Origin of the sequence: Chitinophaga pinensis (assembly GCF_007896845.1) — a bacterium.
Lineage (GTDB): Bacteria > Bacteroidota > Bacteroidia > Chitinophagales > Chitinophagaceae > Chitinophaga > Chitinophaga pinensis_C.
This window is the reverse complement of the sequence record NZ_VOHS01000011.1, coordinates 96,604-112,680: the sequence shown is the minus strand read 5'-3', so window position 1 is coordinate 112,680 and position 16,077 is coordinate 96,604. Positions and strand designations below refer to the sequence as shown.

12 protein-coding genes are annotated in these 16,077 nt (G+C 44.8%); 2 read left to right on the top strand and 10 right to left on the bottom strand.

Features of this window, described 5'->3' with window-relative positions:
• Positions 1–69: 69 nt before the first annotated feature.
• Positions 70–996, top strand: a complete 927-nt coding sequence (locus tag FEF09_RS13560) for a M23 family metallopeptidase (protein ID WP_146305617.1) — start codon at positions 70–72, stop codon at positions 994–996.
• 4 nt (positions 997–1,000) lie between these two features.
• Here the strand turns inward: FEF09_RS13560 and FEF09_RS13555 are convergent, their stop codons facing one another.
• From FEF09_RS13555 to FEF09_RS13540, 4 genes are all read right to left on the bottom strand, one after another.
• On the bottom strand, positions 1,001–1,537 hold the full coding sequence (locus tag FEF09_RS13555) for a hypothetical protein (RefSeq protein ID WP_146305616.1): 537 nt from the start codon (positions 1,535–1,537) through the stop codon (positions 1,001–1,003).
• 178 nt (positions 1,538–1,715) lie between these two features.
• Positions 1,716–2,855 (bottom strand): pyridoxal phosphate-dependent aminotransferase, encoded by a 1,140-nt coding sequence (locus FEF09_RS13550; RefSeq protein ID WP_261387472.1) that lies wholly within the window; start codon positions 2,853–2,855, stop codon positions 1,716–1,718.
• 248 nt (positions 2,856–3,103) lie between these two features.
• A complete protein-coding gene (locus FEF09_RS13545) occupies positions 3,104–3,820 on the bottom strand; it encodes a DUF4397 domain-containing protein (protein ID WP_186774333.1) in 717 nt (238 codons plus the stop codon).
• A 37-nt stretch (positions 3,821–3,857) separates the two neighbouring features.
• On the bottom strand, positions 3,858–5,036 hold the full coding sequence (locus FEF09_RS13540) for a class A beta-lactamase-related serine hydrolase (RefSeq protein WP_261387471.1): 1,179 nt from the start codon (positions 5,034–5,036) through the stop codon (positions 3,858–3,860).
• Between the two features lie 255 nt (positions 5,037–5,291).
• Here FEF09_RS13540 and secDF point away from each other — a divergent pair, with 255 nt between their 5' ends.
• Complete coding sequence (gene secDF, locus FEF09_RS13535) at positions 5,292–8,459, top strand: protein translocase subunit SecDF (protein ID WP_146305612.1); 3,168 nt, start codon at positions 5,292–5,294, stop codon at positions 8,457–8,459.
• Positions 8,460–9,127: 668 nt separating this feature from the next.
• On the opposite strand, the gene FEF09_RS13530 is transcribed toward secDF, so the two are convergent.
• From FEF09_RS13530 to nusB, 6 genes are all read right to left on the bottom strand, one after another.
• Positions 9,128–10,240, bottom strand: a complete 1,113-nt coding sequence (locus tag FEF09_RS13530) for a glycoside hydrolase family 5 protein (RefSeq protein WP_146305611.1) — start codon at positions 10,238–10,240, stop codon at positions 9,128–9,130.
• Positions 10,241–10,338: 98 nt separating this feature from the next.
• Positions 10,339–13,218 (bottom strand): DEAD/DEAH box helicase, encoded by a 2,880-nt coding sequence (locus FEF09_RS13525; protein WP_146305610.1) that lies wholly within the window; start codon positions 13,216–13,218, stop codon positions 10,339–10,341.
• 292 nt (positions 13,219–13,510) lie between these two features.
• Positions 13,511–14,143, bottom strand: coding sequence for a dephospho-CoA kinase (gene coaE / locus FEF09_RS13520; RefSeq protein WP_261387470.1), 633 nt, complete (start codon positions 14,141–14,143; stop codon positions 13,511–13,513).
• Positions 14,144–14,186: 43 nt separating this feature from the next.
• Entirely contained in the window at positions 14,187–14,528 is a 342-nt protein-coding gene (yajC, locus tag FEF09_RS13515) for a preprotein translocase subunit YajC (RefSeq protein WP_044220102.1), read from the bottom strand.
• A 43-nt stretch (positions 14,529–14,571) separates the two neighbouring features.
• Positions 14,572–15,015, bottom strand: a complete 444-nt coding sequence (locus FEF09_RS13510) for a DUF1573 domain-containing protein (protein ID WP_146305608.1) — start codon at positions 15,013–15,015, stop codon at positions 14,572–14,574.
• 28 nt (positions 15,016–15,043) lie between these two features.
• Positions 15,044–15,973 carry a transcription antitermination factor NusB gene (gene nusB, locus FEF09_RS13505; RefSeq protein WP_146305607.1) on the bottom strand — a complete coding sequence of 310 codons (930 nt, stop codon included), beginning with the start codon at positions 15,971–15,973 and terminating at the stop codon, positions 15,044–15,046.
• Between the last annotated feature and the right edge of the window lie 104 nt (positions 15,974–16,077).

The window sequence follows — 16,077 nt, the reverse complement described above, 5'->3', positions numbered from 1 at the left end:
ATAATTATTACGTTATTGCCGTGGAGCTCAAATTATTGATAATTTGCAAAAAGTTTTTTCTGATAAGCTATGTTTATTTACGTATTGTTATTACTCACATTTGCCCTGGCCTTGCTCAGTATCTTCTTTGTTTTCAGGGCTTCCGGAAGGGGGCTGCAGCATAGCTGGTCCGTGCTGATTTTAGGTTTATCCCTCGGTGTATTTATTTATCTCTATGGAACCTGGATCTACCTTACTGTTGATGCCAAATGGGGTTTTGGCATCTTTTTATTGCTAACCCTGCTGGGTGTCTTTTTCCGCAAAAAGAAAGATAAACCGGCGCCCCGTAAGTGGCGATACGTTGCCAACGTTTTCTTTTCAGCCCTGTTGATCACTTTATCCATCCTGTATTTTACCGGTACAACCGGCAAGGCAAGGGCGATAGATCTGGCGTTTCCTTTGAAAACGGGTCGTTATTTCGTCCTGCAGGGAGGTAAAGGACTGCCCACAAACCTGTTTCACTTTAGTCTGCGTGGCGCGATCTACGCCATGGATATAGTGAAATTAAAGTCAGATGGCAGCAGGGCAAATAAGATCTTCAGCCCACGGCTGGAGGATTATGAAATATTCGGTGATACTTTGTACAGTCCCTGTGACGGACGAATCGCCAAAGCGGTAGGAGAAGACCCGGACAATATCCCGCCGAATATGGCAAGAGGTCCGCATAATACCAATCAGGTACTGATTGAAACAGAGAACAGTTATGTGTTCCTGGCCCATCTGAAGCAGGGAAGTGTGATCGTAAAAGAAGGAGATATTGTAAAGCAGGGAGATCCTTTGGGATGTGTGGGTAATTCGGGGTTCAGTTCAGAACCGCACCTGCATATTCAGGCTCATGTAAAGGTGCCGGGAGAGCCATGGTTCCGTTCTCCGCCAAGATATATTCATTTCAATGGCAGAGGATATCTGTTGTATGAAGTGATCCGGCCGCAAAGGGTGGAAATGGTACAGAAGTAAACGGTTAAAATAACCGTTTAGCTTCTGCATTTAATATCTGTGAGGTCAGTTCGGAAGGAGATGTTTCCGCCTGCAGGAATATTTCTAATATTTGTTTGTTCAGATCCATTGCGGTCGCGTCAGGAGGCAGTTGACTGGCTACCTGATTAACGATGGTAATGGTCTGCTCTTTCAGCGTTTTTACAGCTTCCCAGGCTGTAGGAGATACGTAGATCTGCTGCGCTATATTATGTTCAAATTCTGCTTTAATGGTCTGTATCAACCCTACCTGCATATCTACAGCGGTTAAGCCCGGCTGAAAAATGCGGCTGATCATGTTTTGCAGATTGATACGTTCTACCAGTAACACGAGGCGCTCATAAGCCGCCAGTTGTAAGGGCAGGATGCTTTTGTCTACGGGAGCTTTTGCCGCAGCATCAGGAGCGGGAGCAGGTGTGGCGTCTTTTGGTTTGCGGATAGTGTCCTTTACCATGGTATACGCGATGTAAATTGCGCCGGCAGCCAGCAGAATAAAGAGTAAGGTACGATTTGAGAAGTCCATTCGGATTGATTATTACTGACGCAAATATATGGAAATGAATTAATATGCAAAGGCGCATCTGAAATAGTGAAGGGCATAAAAAGAGTCAGACTATACTAAACTTACGATAATGCTACGTTATAAAGGTAGCATTATCGTAAGTTTAGTATAGTCTGACTATAGTTATATACAGGCAACATTAGCTGAGTTGCGCTAACCCTGCTTTCAGGCGCTTCATACCTTCTTCCAGTTTTGCCATGGAAGTCGCGTAGGAAAGGCGGATACAGTTCGGCTGTTCAAATGCAGCGCCGGTTACGGTAGATACATGCACTTTGTGCAGCAGGTACATACACATATCATCTGCATTATTGATAACATTTCCTTCATAAGATTTACCAAAGAAAGCACTTACATCCGGGAACATATAGAAGGCACCATCCGGTTCAATCAGTTGCAGACCCGGTGTGCTGCTCAGTTGTTCAAATACAAAAGCACGTCTCTTTCTGAACTCTTCCAGCATGGCATGCGCCGTGCTAAGATCACCGGTCAGTGCGGCTACGCCGGCTTTCTGGGTGATAGAGCTGGTGGCAGAAGTAAACTGGCTCTGGATATTTTCAGCTGCTTTAGCTACTGCTTTAGGAGCCGCCAGATAACCAAGACGCCATCCGGTCATTGCAAAACCTTTACTCAGACCGTTGATGATGATAGTGCGTTCCTGCATACCCTCAAACTGGGCAATGCTTTCATGCTTACCAACATAGTTGATATATTCATAGATCTCATCCGCCATGATGTAGATCTGCGGATGTTTTGCGAATACGTCTGCCAGTGCTTTCAGTTCTTCCTTACTGTACACAGACCCGGTAGGGTTACAGGGAGAGGAGAACATGAACAGTTTGGTTTTTGGCGTGATAGCCGCTTCCAGCTGTGCAGGCGTGATCTTGTATTTGTTTTCGATGCTGCATGGAACGAATACCACCTCACCCTGACAAAGTTTTACCAGTTCAGAATAGGTCACCCAGTAAGGCGTAGGAATGATCACTTCGTCACCGGGATTGATCACACTCAATACGGTGTTGGCAATGCTCTGCTTCGCACCTGTGGATACGATGATCTGTTCAGGCGTGTATTCCAGTCCGTTATCACGTTTCAGCTTATGCACCACCGCCTGGCGCAGGTCAGGAATACCGGCAACAGGTGTATAGTGTGTAAAGCCATCGTCGATAGCTTTCTTAGCAGCCTCCCTGATGTGGGCAGGTGTATCAAAGTCAGGTTCTCCTATGCTCAGATCTACAATGTCTATACCCTGGGCTTTCAGCTCACGGCTTAATTTAGCCATCTTAATCGTTTGAGGCTCGGATATCCTCGACAGCCTTTCGGCGAGTTCCATTTGCTTCATAAACAATAACAGTTTTATAGGGTTAACTGGGACAAACCTACAATAAATTTGCAAGTGTCATAGCACAAATAATGGAAAGCTATAATGGCGAAGCCTTGTTTAAGGGAATACACTGCATTAAAAAAGCAGCCGGGGTCAACTTGATCATTGACCCCGGCTGCTGCTATGTGGATAAACGTAATTATTGATTAATACAGGCTGTACATGTTATTTACCTTCAGTTTCTTGATATCGGTAAATGATTTGTCGCCAGACAATACGATCGTGTATACTTTATTAGGTGTGAAGCTCAGTGTAGGGCTTGTATTTTCTATCAATACTGAGTCGGTACCCGCCAGTTTCACTTTGATATTGTTAGAGAACAGAGAGTTCTTTGGTTGTTTGAATGTATAGTCCGGACTTGAAGCACCAAAATATACACGGTTGCTATCTACTTTCTGGTTGTCCAGATAGAGGTCAACAGCGCCGATATTTGGGCTCAGGTGGAAGAAACGGAAGTTTACGAAGTTTTCCTTTGCGGTATTGAAATCATCTTTAATAGCTCTCATAATAGGATTGGTAGAATCACCATAAGCGATAACAGTGTTGTAGGTCAGTGAGTCAAATACACTGGTCACTTTTGCGTAATCGTCAGTCAGACCGGCTTTCCTAAAGGCGAAAGTACGCGGACCGCCATAGATTACATAACCTGAGAAGAGGAAGCCAGTAGTCAATGGATTCTGATTCACTCTCACTGAATTGTCGTAGAAGTCCATATTGCTGGTGGTCAGAATACCATTAATGATGGCAACACCTGCCTGGGGTCTTGAAGGAGTAACCGGATCAGTCTTCAGACAGGAGCTTAAACCTGTTACCAAGGTCACAAGGGCCAGTAATGCCCACACACGGATTTTTGTAGTTGTCATTGTGCTATCTTTTAGTGCAATTGAGTTTTTATAAAGATTATTCGATTCTGGTGTAATCCGTCCTGAATCTGGACAGGTCCGGAATGTGTTTTCGTGTACGTTGTAGTTCATACTCATATATAAGCTGTCCTAACGCTTTCAAAAATGGTTTCCCTGTTTCGTCAAACTGATAATGCTCGTCGTTTAAAATACCGTCCTTATTAACATATACAGTGGCTGACAGCATGAATTCGATCTGATGTGTAAAATCCGCTATATAGGCTGCATCAGTCAAAAATCCGTATGCCCAGCCGGGTTTATTAAAACTTCGCAGGTCTGCATCCGGTCTGTTATATGGCTTACCTCCGAATAACAGGAACTTCACATAATTGTGATGGAATTCCGTGGTGTCGTAGGAGGGATGCTCTGATTCTTCCGGTTGCGCCGACATGCAATGATATAAAAAACTGTAATCTTCTTCCTTTAAACGGAAACGTCTGGATTTTGTTACAGCTTCCGGAAAAATTATGCAACGCAGTATTTCATGAAGGTCAGCAAGGGTGAGTCTGTTCTTCTGAGAGGCGTCCATCGGATTGTTTACCAGTTCGTTTATCTTATTATAATAGGCCTTCCCGATGCTGTCATGTCTTGGAGAGAATGTCAGCTGACTATAAGCAGCGGGTTGCTGGTATAAGATCTTACCTTCTTTGCGAAATGTGACGGCATTGGTGTGCCGGTTCTGCTCCGGACTGAGCCCGCTGACACCTACCCGATGGAGTATTTGTGTATTCCCGAAGCCATTCTCCCACAATCGTTTATTAAAGGTCTCCTGTCCGATAAACTCATATAAACGATTAAATGCATCATTATCACTCACCAATAGTATTTTTTTAATATATTGCTCAATAGAAGGCTGTCCGTCCGCTGCGGAGCTGTCGCTCAATACAGCAGGACTGATCCCTTCAAGGCTATCGGTATACATCGGCGTTTGCCGGTCAAGGCCTGTGATGGCGAGATCGTTCAGCTTTTCAAGGGCCAGTGCGGTAGCCGGCAATTTGACGGTGGAAGCAGGGTAAAAGTAGCGGCCGGTATCGACGTGGTAATAATAATCGGTGAAATGCGGCTGGTTGGCGGCATCCCTGTCTATTCTTGTATAGATGATCTGTAAACCGGATGCCTGCGGATGCTGATATATCGGGCCCAGCTGTGCTGAATGGGATGCTAAAAGGGTGTCCAAAAAAGAGTCCTTAGATTGATAATGCCTTGTTCCCATATTTTTATTAGTATTGCAGGCTGCAAAGAGTAGCATCAACCATAGATAAATACACCGGAGCATAGTTAAAGAATAGTTTTTTAGAGAAAAAGTAAGGGTTTATTAACTGAATATCAATTATTTCCACCTTTTTCCTTTTCTACCTTTGATCGGCTTTAATATATCAATTTAAATTCTATCTTTGCAACTCTTAAAAAATTTTTATAAACCCGAAACAATATGCAACTTAAAGGACTGGTTAGATTTTTTGCCGGTGCATTGATCCTTATCTCTGTGTATTATTTGTCGTTTACGTTCCTGGTACGTAATTACGAGAAAAAAGTTGCTGCGCAAGCCCAGAGTGACATTACAAAATCACTTCCATCTGCTGAGCAGCAGTATCCTGGAAATAAAGAGCTGCAGGCTGTTTATTCGGATTCACTGGCAGATCTGGTGAAAGAGAGAAGACAAAGGATCCTGGATAGCACCAGCAACAAAGAAATGGCGGGTTTTCCTTGGTACGTAACCTATGACAAAGCCAAAGAAAAAGAGCTGAACCTGGGGCTTGACCTTCAGGGTGGTATGAACGTCGTTCTTGACGTGAGTGTGGAGGATGTGATCCGTGCATTAAGCGGTCAATCCCGTGACGCGGCTTTCAACAAAGCCCTGGAACTTGCTGTACAGCGTAAGAAAACCAGTCAGTCAGATTTTGTGACATTGTTCGGGCAGGCATATGAAGAAGTACAGCCGCAGGGCCGTCTTTCTACCATTTTTGCCAATGCTTATCAGAAAGATATCGACTTCAATACAAGTAATGCAAAAGTATTAGATGTGATCCGTCGTGAGGCAGGTGCAGCTATCAAAAATACTTACCTCGTATTGCAGAAACGTATCGATAAATTCGGTGTGGCTTCTCCAAACATCAGCCTGGATGAAAACAAAGGTATCATCTCTGTAGAGCTGGCCGGTGTTGACAATCCTGAGCGTGTAAGAAAATACCTGCAGGCCAGCGCAAATCTGGAATTCCGTGAGGTATATAAAAATGATGAGCAGTTCATCGCTGGTGTAATTCAGCCAATGAACGAAGCTATCAAAGCAGCTGTAGGTGTTGCTCCAAAAGCAGCAGCTGACACTACTAAAAAAGATTCAGCAGCCGTAGCAAAAACTGGTACTGATACTTCTTCTACAGGTAGCCTTGCATCTATTCTGGATGGTAAGGACAGTGCTAAATCCGGCAAACCTGATTCCCTGAAATCAGACGCTGAACGCAGAGCTGAACTGGCGAAAGCTGAGCCTTTCTTCAGCATCTTCTTCCCAAGATATGATCCAAGACAAGGTGTTGCTTTTGGTCCGATCATCGGCCACATCCTGCCTTCTGATACTGCAACCTTCAGACGTTATACCGAGATCCCTTCAGTAAGAAATGTACTGCCTAAAGATCTGGTGTTCGTATACGGTGCTGAAGACAAAGAAAATAAGCGTGCTCCACTGCCTGTTTACGCTATCAGAGTAAACCCGATCAATCCTACTCCACGTGTAAGTGGCGAAAGAGTGATCGACGCTAAACAGGATTATGATCAGAGCGGTCGCCCTGAAATTTCCATGACGATGGATCAGGTTGGTGCAAAAGAATGGAAAAAACTGACCGGCGAACTGGCTCCTACTGATCCTTCTAACATCGCTTCCCTGAACTACGTTGCCGTTGTACTGGATAATATCGTTTACTCTGCTCCATCCATTCAGGGTGAGATCGCAGGTGGCCGTTCTTCTATCTCCGGTAGCTTTACACTGGAAGAAGCAAATGACCTGGCAAACATCCTGAAATCAGGTAAAATGCCGGCTCCTGCTAAAATCGTTCAGGAACAGATCGTCGGACCAACCCTGGGTGCTGAATCCATCGCTGCTGGTGCGAAATCCTTCCTGATCTCCTTCGTTGTGATCTTCGTACTGATGCTGGTATACTATAATACAGCTGGTTGGGTAGCTAACATCGCCCTGATCCTGAACCTGCTGTTCACCTTCGGTATCCTCGCTTCCCTCGGCGCTACGCTGACTATGCCTGGTATCGCGGGTCTGGTACTCACCATCGGTATGGCTGTGGATACGAACGTAATCATATTCGAACGTATTAAAGATGAACTGAGCCGCGGTAAGACTTACCAGCAGGCAGTAGAAGACGGTTACAAACGCTCTTACGCTCCTGTACTGGATGGTCACATCACCTCCCTGCTCACAGCAATCATCCTGTTCTACTTCGGTCTTGGTCCGGTATTGGGCTTCGCTACCACTCAGATCCTCGGCTTGCTGCTGTCTCTGTTCTGTGGTATCATGATCTCCCGTATCGTTACTGACTGGTGGACTAACAAGAAAAGACACTTCGAATACTTTACACCGGTTTCCCGTAAAATATTCAAACACGCTGCTTTCGACTTCGTAGGTAAAAGAAAATACGCTTACATCGTATCATTCGTAATGATCGCTTTAGGTGCATCTTCCTTCTTCCACGGTTTCCGTCACGGTGTTGACTTCGACGGTGGTCGTAACTACACCATCCGTTTCGAACAACCAATGAAAGCAGACGATGTACGTGATGCACTCGAACATGAATTCGGTACTGAACCTTATGTGAAAACAATCGGTAACAGTAACCAGCTGAGCATCACTACCAACTATAAAATTGAAGAACAAAGCGAAGCAGTAGATAAAGAAGTAACACAGAAAATGTTCGACGGTCTGAAGAAATTCTACGAACCGGGCCTGACTTTAGAAGCATTCTCTTCTCCAAGGTTCATCGTAGCATCTCAGACAGTGTCTCCGACCATCTCTGATGACTTACGTGCAGGTGCGGTTAAAGCAACTGTATTATCCCTGATCGTAATCTTCCTGTATATCCTGCTGCGTTTCAGCAAATGGCAATACTCTATCGGTACTATCTTCTCCCTGTTGCATGACGTGATGGTAACACTGGCTGTATTCTCTTACTGCCGCGATATCGTTCCGTTCGCACTGGAAGTTGACCAGCACTTCATTGCGGCTATCCTGACCGTGATCGGTTTCTCAATGAATGATACCGTGATCGTGTTCGACCGTATCCGCGAATACTTCCGTACAGGTTCTATGAAGGGTGCAAGCAGAGACCAGATCATTAACAAAGCGATCAATGATACATTGAGCCGTACTGTAATGACTTCCCTGACTGTGTTCCTGACCATCCTGATCCTGTTCATCTTCGGTGGTGAAGTAACCCGCGGTTTCGCATTCGCGATGCTGATCGGTGTGATCACCGGTACTTATTCATCTATCTTCGTAGCTGCACCAATTCTGGTTGACTTCGATAAGAACAACCAGCTGGCTAACGAAAGCGAAGCACTTCCTGTAAAAGAAGCTGCTGCTCCGGCTAGTAAGTAAGTGTTCAACTAAAATGTTTGATATGAAGAGCCCTTCGGTTTAACCGAAGGGCTTTTTCTTTTGGACGAATCGGGAATTGGTTAGTCTGATAATAGATCAGGCAAAATGCTCCTGAGAGAAAGATGCGGAGACAATTTATTGCATATCAGCATGTTAATTCCCTTGTTGATGGTGGGGAAGAGGATTAGTTAATACAGGAATTAGTCCGTCCGACAATAGATCAGGCATGATGCTCCTGAAGAGGATGCGGAGATAATTTGCTGCATATCAGTATGTTAATTCCTTTGTTGATGATAGGGAGAAGACCCTTAAGAAGAGTTAATTGTATAGGACCGTAAATCACCCCGCAGAATACCCTAAAATGACCAGAAAGTAGGTTTTTCGCTCAAAATCTGAAGTATTTGCCAATAAATGGATAGTTGATCCGGGAAATATTCTGATCGGAAAATTGGGCTAAAAATGGCTTTTAGAGAGATGGCAGGGACGGAGAGAGTGCGAATAGCCGGAGATGTATAAAGAAAGTGCTATAAGGTGCAATTGGGTACTTCTGAGTAGTAATTTTAGTGAGTCGTAGCTTTAAAAAGAACCGGGATTATCTGCAAGCCCTAAGCTTACTGATAATCCCGGAACCGGGTTTTGGGTTAGTATTAATATCGTTTGACCGGATCTTAATCTTTTGTCAGCAATTTGATCAGCTTATCATCCTCTTCACCATTCTCGTCTATGATACCAAAGCTGCCCTTATAATCCCATACGCTCCATGATATATTATTCTTATCCAGCGCTTTCTTTATATCCTTATACCAGTGTAATCTGTCTTTACGATATACACTGTTCAGACAACCAAATTCCCCGCAATACAGAGGCAATTTCAGCTTCTGTGCGACTTTTACGGCAGTCATGATCTGTTGCTCGATCACGTCGGCGTTATATTCTTCAGTTGCTCCTGCCAGTATATTACGAATAGTAGCCGGTTGCTGCGCCATCTCTTTCTTTGAGATCGTCGCACCCGGATAATGTACCGGTCCGCTGAAATCCTTATGAGCAGTCCAGCTGGCCTTGTAATGCGTGAAGAAGAATGGATTGTAATAATGGAAGCTCAGGATGATCCTTTTGTCATTGGCCGGTATTTTCAGCAAAGGAAATGTAGCGTATGACTGATAGCGGTTACTGCCTACTACAATCACCCGTTTAGGTTCCAGTTCCCTGATCAGCCCAACACCACGTGCGAGCAGGTCATTCCATTGGGAGGCGCTATCTGCCACAGGTTCATTCAGTAATTCATAAGCTACCAGATCAGTCGGATATTTCTTTAGTTCTCCACTCAGTTCTCTCCAACATTGGAGGAAACGTTCCTGAGAAGCAGATTCTTCCCAGAGACGGTTCTTTTTACCATCAAAATGATGGCTACGCAGGATGTGCATGTCCACAATCGCCCGTATATGGTATTGTTTGCACCATCCTATTGCTTTGTGCAGAAGGACGAATGCATCCTTGTATTTTTCTTCTTTATAGTCCCATAATTCCGCTTCTTCCACAGGAATGCGGATATGGTCAAACCCTTTAGAGGCTATCAGAGCTACGTCCTTTTCTGTAAAATAATCGTTCTGAGCTACACCATGACGGCCACCGGACTGTGATAGCCAATGGCTGACGTTCACTCCCTTATGGATATCAAATCCTTCAGGCATTCTTTGGGTCTGGGCAAACACCGCTGACGAGGGAATAGCCAGCAGACTTACGATCAATGTGATAATAGGTAGTTTGTAGATATTTAACATGACGCAAATATTCAAAAATTAGTCTGTAAGGGCAAACCTGTTCGCCGGAAATGAACCCTCTCTGGTTGAACAGGCGATGTCTGTGGTTGAACAGTCCGTTAACTGAACAGGAAAGCTACATCGTCTTCAGTCAGCTTTTTCACGAAGCCCGTGTCTTCACTAATCAGGTCATCAGCAATCATTTTTTTCCTTTCCTGTAATGCCAGTATCTTTTCTTCCACACTGTCTTTACAGATCATTTTGTAGGCAAAAACTTTGTTCTGCTGACCAATACGGTGTGTACGGTCTATCGCCTGTTGTTCTGCCGCCGGATTCCACCATGGATCTACGAGGTAAACATAATCCGCCGCTGTTAATGTCAGTCCGACACCTCCTGCTTTCAGACTGATCAGGAATACTCTCACTTGCTCATCTGTCTGGAATTGCTGTACCAGTTGTTGTCTTTTTTCGGCTTTGGTACTACCATCCAGATAGAGGAAGGGGAGCCCTTCACTTTCCATGGATTTTGCGATCAGTTGTAACATGCCGGTGAACTGTGAAAAGACCAGCACTTTATGTGCCCCGGTGTTCTCACTGATTTCGCGCATCAGCTCATCCAGTTTGACAGAACTGGTCACATGCGATTCCTGTTCTACCAGTTGAGGTGCGTTACAAATCTGACGGAGTCTGGTCAGACCTTCCAATACATAGATGGTATTGGCGGCCATTCCGGATTCGTTGATCTGTTTTAACAGCTTTTCCTTGTACATATCGCGTATGCGATTGTATGACTTACGCTGTTCTTCACCCATCTCGCACCACATAATGATCTCGGTCTTATCCGGCAAATCCTGTGCAATTTGTTCTTTGGTACGTCGCAGCAGGAAAGGATATATTAATCTGCGCAGCCGGCCGGCCTTTTCTGCGTCGGCATATTTGTCAATTGGCATGGCAAATTCTGACTTAAAGAATGCCTGATTACCTAACAGTCCGGGGTTCGCAAAGTTCATTTGCGCATAAAGATCCATGGTATTATTCTGGATAGGTGTACCGCTCAATATAAGTCTGTTGCGGCATTGCAATACCTGCAGGGCTTTGGTGGTCTGCGAAGACGGATTCTTGATCACCTGACTTTCATCCAGCACGACATAACCGAATATATGATTATTGAAAATAGCAGCATCACTGCGCACCGTACCATAACTGGTAATGATGAGTTGTTGCTGTTTCCAGGAGGCTGCGTCATATTGTCTGTTACCTCCGTGGTACACTGTGTAGCGCAGACCGGGTGCAAATTTCTGCAATTCGGCCTGCCAGTTATAGATCAGTGATGTCGGACATATGACCAGATGCGTCTCCCCCGGATACTTTTCTGTGAGGTGTTGCAGAAAGGTGATCGTTTGCAGGGTCTTACCAAGACCCATATCATCTGCGAGGCATCCACCCCAGCGCATGGCATCAAGAAGACACATCCACTCAAATCCTGCTTGCTGGTAATTACGGAGACTGGCCTGTATTGCTGTGGGAACCGGGAATTGTCCGGAGGTCTGTGCCTGTAAGCGACGGAGTTTTTCCAGTGTATTTTCCTGTACAGGAGTTTCCCTTGCTTCCAACATTTCCTGTGCTACAGTAAAATGCAGCCGTGATAGTTTCAGCCTGTCTTTATTGACCTGTCCGAGTTTCCAGAGCAGGTCATGTTTATGCAGCCATTCATCAGGAATGACACCGATGGTACCGTCTTTCAGCAACAGGTGCGGTTGCCGGTGTTGTAACGCTTTTTGTATATCGGTGAGAGCTACAGGAATATCGCCGTAATGTATATCTATTTCAAGATCGAAAGTATCCTTGTCATCGCTGTGCCAGCGCACATCCATCACAGGAATATGGGTATTATAACGGAAATGTTTCAGCTGATCCATTCCGTATACACCAATGTTTTTATCTGTCAGTTTGCGATAACATTTTACCAGCCACTGGCTTTTCTCGGCATCTGCAAAGGGCAGATAGAAATAACCGTTACGCTGTTGTGCAAAACGTGCGTGCAAACCACGGATAAAGGCGATTATCTCTTTTTCGGCGTCCATGTGTCGCCGTATCTCATATTGAACATCTCCTTCGGTCCTGAGTACAACAGGTTCGCTGCTGTCTTCAATAGAGAAGTTGCCATATTGCCATTGTGGTGTCAGTACAAGAAATGCTTTATTCAGTTCACTCAGCCAGATATTGCAGGCAGGTGGTGTATCGATCACTTCTTTTTGTAACAGGATGCTTTTGTCTACGGTGTATTGTTCGCTTAATACAGGCAGTACATCTTGCAGAAACATCGCTTCTTCCGCAGCGGGAATTTCCTTTACACCAGCCGGAAACTGTTCCAATGTGGCGGCAGCAGCGGGAGCGAGAATAAACAACTCACCTTCTCTACGCAGCAGGAATCCGTAATGTTCAAAACCGGAAAGTGGTGTTACTTGTCCGTTGATGGTTACGATAGCGACCATGCGTAAAGCACCGGTCGTCGTACGTTTCAGTTCGAAGGAGAGGATCGGGGTGAAGTTGCTGACTGTCACCGGACGTGTATGTTTCATCAGCATACTATCGTCCGTGATCATAGTATACCATGGCAATACGGGCGTCAGAGGCCTTAATTGCTGTAATGTATGATAAAGGTATTGCTGCAGGCCTTCCTTTATAAACTGCTGTTGGGTAAGTTCTTTCACGGGATTATCGCGGAACTTCTCTTTCAGCTGCAGTTCTTTGTAGACCATGGCTTCCTGCGTACAGGGTTGCAGCAGGTGTTGTACGCCTGCTGGCAGTGTATTGAAGATGGATAATGATTTTTTGTCACTCAGGGGCACACGTTGACAGGTACGTCCGGCCGCATCTTCTTTTAACATTCCTGCACTGATCTTCACCGGTTCGGGGTGATTGGATTGTAACTCGAGCAAGAGCACGGGAGTTACTTTATTCTTATTGTTACTGCCTTGTGTAATGGTTTTACCCATGTAATCGAATGGTTATAATAAATCGGGTTATTATTTACTGCTGATCTGTATTAATCGTATTCAGATTTTTCTTCTAAAAATCTGGTTCAAACATAAAACGTCTGACTCAAAAGTATTGCATATGCATGATTCAAACGCTCTCTCCAATTATTTTCTTTATTCAGTTTCTATTCTCTTTACTCAAACTTCTCCACAATGCTCTTCTAAGTTCTAGCCTCCTCACGACGTTCTCACACTTTAACCTCCTCGCAATGCTTTTTGCACTCCAACCTCCTCATAACGCTCCGCAGCATTACAATTCCTGATCCCCTTTTGCTAACTGTAGCAACTTCTCATGCAAGGCCAATACCTGTGGGATGACCATTTCCTGTTCGTCATTTTTAATGACATAGTCGCACAGTTTCATTTTAATATTATCATCGATCTGTTTATACATCCGGGCCAGCACATCAGCGCGGCCGATATTATCCCGTTTCATGACACGGTGTATACGCAGAGGCTGGGGGGCGGATACGCCTATACATTTATCAAGAAATTGAAAAGATCCTGATTCAAAGAGGAGGGCAGCTTCTTTTAAGACGTAAGGGGCGGTCTGACGGTTGGCCCATTCGTCGCTGTGACGGATGGTAGCGGGGTGGACAAGAGTGTTGAGCAGTTCCAGTTTATCTTTATCGTTAAATACGATTTTGCCGAGGGCAGCTCTGTCCAGTACATTATCGGCGTTATAGATCTGTTGTCCGAAATGTTCTTTCACCTGTTCAATCAACAGTGCATCTGTCTGCATAATAGTTTTTGCAGCATCATCTGCATAGTAAACAGGAACGCCCAGCAGGGCAAAGATCTTTGCAACTGTACTTTTTCCTGAGCCTATTCCGCCTGTAATACCGATTTTTAACATAGCACCAAATTCCAAAAAAAATCCCAAACCCCGCGAGGGAATTTGGGACTTACTGTCGGAAGACAGCAAATTATTTTGCAGGTGTTTCTGCAGCTTTCTGCTGTGCAGAGGTATACTCCATGCTGATCGCAGAGCGCTCAACAGTAAAGTAGGTACCTGGACTTACTTCAATCTGCAACGTGTTATTATCGTTGATCTTTTTAACCTTGCCATGGATACCTGCGATAGTAACGATTTTGTCGCCTTCACGCAGATTGCTGATAAAGTCTTTTTGCAGTTTTGCTTTCTTGGTCTGAGGGCGGATCATGAATAACCACATTACCAGGATCATACCCCCGATAAATATGAACTGGAAGCCAGCGCCACCTTGAGCACCAGCTGCACCACCACCCATCAGTAGAACGTTCAGCATGTTAGTGTACATCGTATTAAGTTGTTATTTGTTGTTTTAGTTGTTACGCTTTCTGCTTCATTATCGTACACTGGATTTTTGGTCCCTGTACCTGTTCAGGATTTGTATTAGCCCTGATAATGATTTCTTTTTCAGTATATCCGTCTTTTCCTGCGCTGTTGAAAACCACTTTGATGTAGCTGCTCTTTCCCGGCTTGATTGGTTCTTTTGGCCAGTCGGGAACGGTACAACCGCAACTGGAGGTAGCATCTGTTATCAGCAGGTCTCCGTTTCCGGTATTTGTGAATTTGAAGGAATACTCCACTCTTTCGCCTTCTGTGATGTTACCGAAGTTATGGACCATTTCCTCAAAGGCGATCACAGGTGTACCTTTTGAGCTGTCTGAGGCAGCGCTTGTTGCTGTTGCTGCGTTTTTGCCGGCATCTGAGCTATTACAGGCACCTGCTAAAAGGCTGCCAGCGATCAGGTAGAAGAATATCTTTTTCATAATTGTATCGGGTTCGACCCAAAAATAGCTATTTTTTTGTACGGTCAACCTTCTTTATCTGATTGGCCTGATCGAGGTCCTTCAGGATATTATCCAGAATACCATTTACGAACTGACCACTCTGAGGAGTACTGTAAGCCTTCGCCAGATCAATGTATTCATTGATTGTCACCTTGGTAGGTATGGTCGGGAAATACAGGAACTCGCATACACCCATCTCCATTAACAGCATATCCACTGCGGCGATACGTTCAGGGTCCCAGTTCTGTAATTTCGGCTTTATCAGCTCGAGGCAATATTCTTTCTTATCAAGTACGGTCAGCAGCAGTTCACGTGCATATTCCAGTTTCTCCCGGCTGATAAGCTGGAGGAAATTGAACAGATGCGGCTTGTGCATGTAATTGGCTACCAGCAGGTCCATCATTTCGGCATCGTCGCTCCAGTGCAGGAAGCTGTCTTCCATGTGCTGCAGGAACAGCTCATTTTTAATGAGGATCTCTTTGTATACATACTCCATGATTTCCTTTTCGGACGCTTTGTTGCGGCCCGGTTCCTGGATGTATTTCTGGTAAATGTCTGTGGCTGTGAGCGTGTTGTACAGTTTTCTGATCAGGTCTGGTTCCGGAAGGTATTTAAGCTTCCATTGTTCCAGATTTACCTGAAAACCTTTGTCATTGATGATCTGGAAAATGAACTCATTTCCCGCTATTTTGGTGTTTACCTGAAGGTCGGCTGCTGAGGGAAGGTGTTTGGAAGCGCGGGTCTGAGCGTCAATTTCTGCATATTGTGCTACCTGCGTGAGGCAGTATAACATGTATGTAAAGAGCTGACTTGTCTGGTCCAGTTTTTCGTTCAGCAAACTGGTAGCCGTGCCCGGCTTAATGGCACCCGGTTCCATCGTTTCGAGCGCATAAAGGGTCTGCATGACCTTCACCCGGATATTTCTTCTGCTAATCATCTTATAATCAAGAACTGTATGAGGGCGCAAAGCTATGGAAAAATGACCAATTAGGTATTGGCATTTCATAATTAGGCATCATTTGCTGACAGTATAATTTCTAT

Bases quoted from the DNA above. Each gene is read 5' to 3' on its own strand.
- FEF09_RS13550 (WP_261387472.1), bottom strand. From the start codon at position 2,855: ATGGCTAAATTAAGCCGTGAGCTGAAAGCCCAGGGTATAGACATTGTA.
- secDF (WP_146305612.1), top strand. From the start codon at position 5,292: ATGCAACTTAAAGGACTGGTTAGATTTTTTGCCGGTGCATTGATCCTT.
- FEF09_RS13560 (WP_146305617.1), top strand. From the start codon at position 70: ATGTTTATTTACGTATTGTTATTACTCACATTTGCCCTGGCCTTGCTC.
- FEF09_RS13510 (WP_146305608.1), bottom strand. From the start codon at position 15,015: ATGAAAAAGATATTCTTCTACCTGATCGCTGGCAGCCTTTTAGCAGGT.
- yajC (WP_044220102.1), bottom strand. From the start codon at position 14,528: ATGCTGAACGTTCTACTGATGGGTGGTGGTGCAGCTGGTGCTCAAGGT.
- FEF09_RS13525 (WP_146305610.1), bottom strand. From the start codon at position 13,218: ATGGGTAAAACCATTACACAAGGCAGTAACAATAAGAATAAAGTAACT.
- FEF09_RS13555 (WP_146305616.1), bottom strand. From the start codon at position 1,537: ATGGACTTCTCAAATCGTACCTTACTCTTTATTCTGCTGGCTGCCGGC.
- FEF09_RS13545 (WP_186774333.1), bottom strand. From the start codon at position 3,820: ATGACAACTACAAAAATCCGTGTGTGGGCATTACTGGCCCTTGTGACC.
- nusB (WP_146305607.1), bottom strand. From the start codon at position 15,973: ATGATTAGCAGAAGAAATATCCGGGTGAAGGTCATGCAGACCCTTTAT.
- FEF09_RS13530 (WP_146305611.1), bottom strand. From the start codon at position 10,240: ATGTTAAATATCTACAAACTACCTATTATCACATTGATCGTAAGTCTG.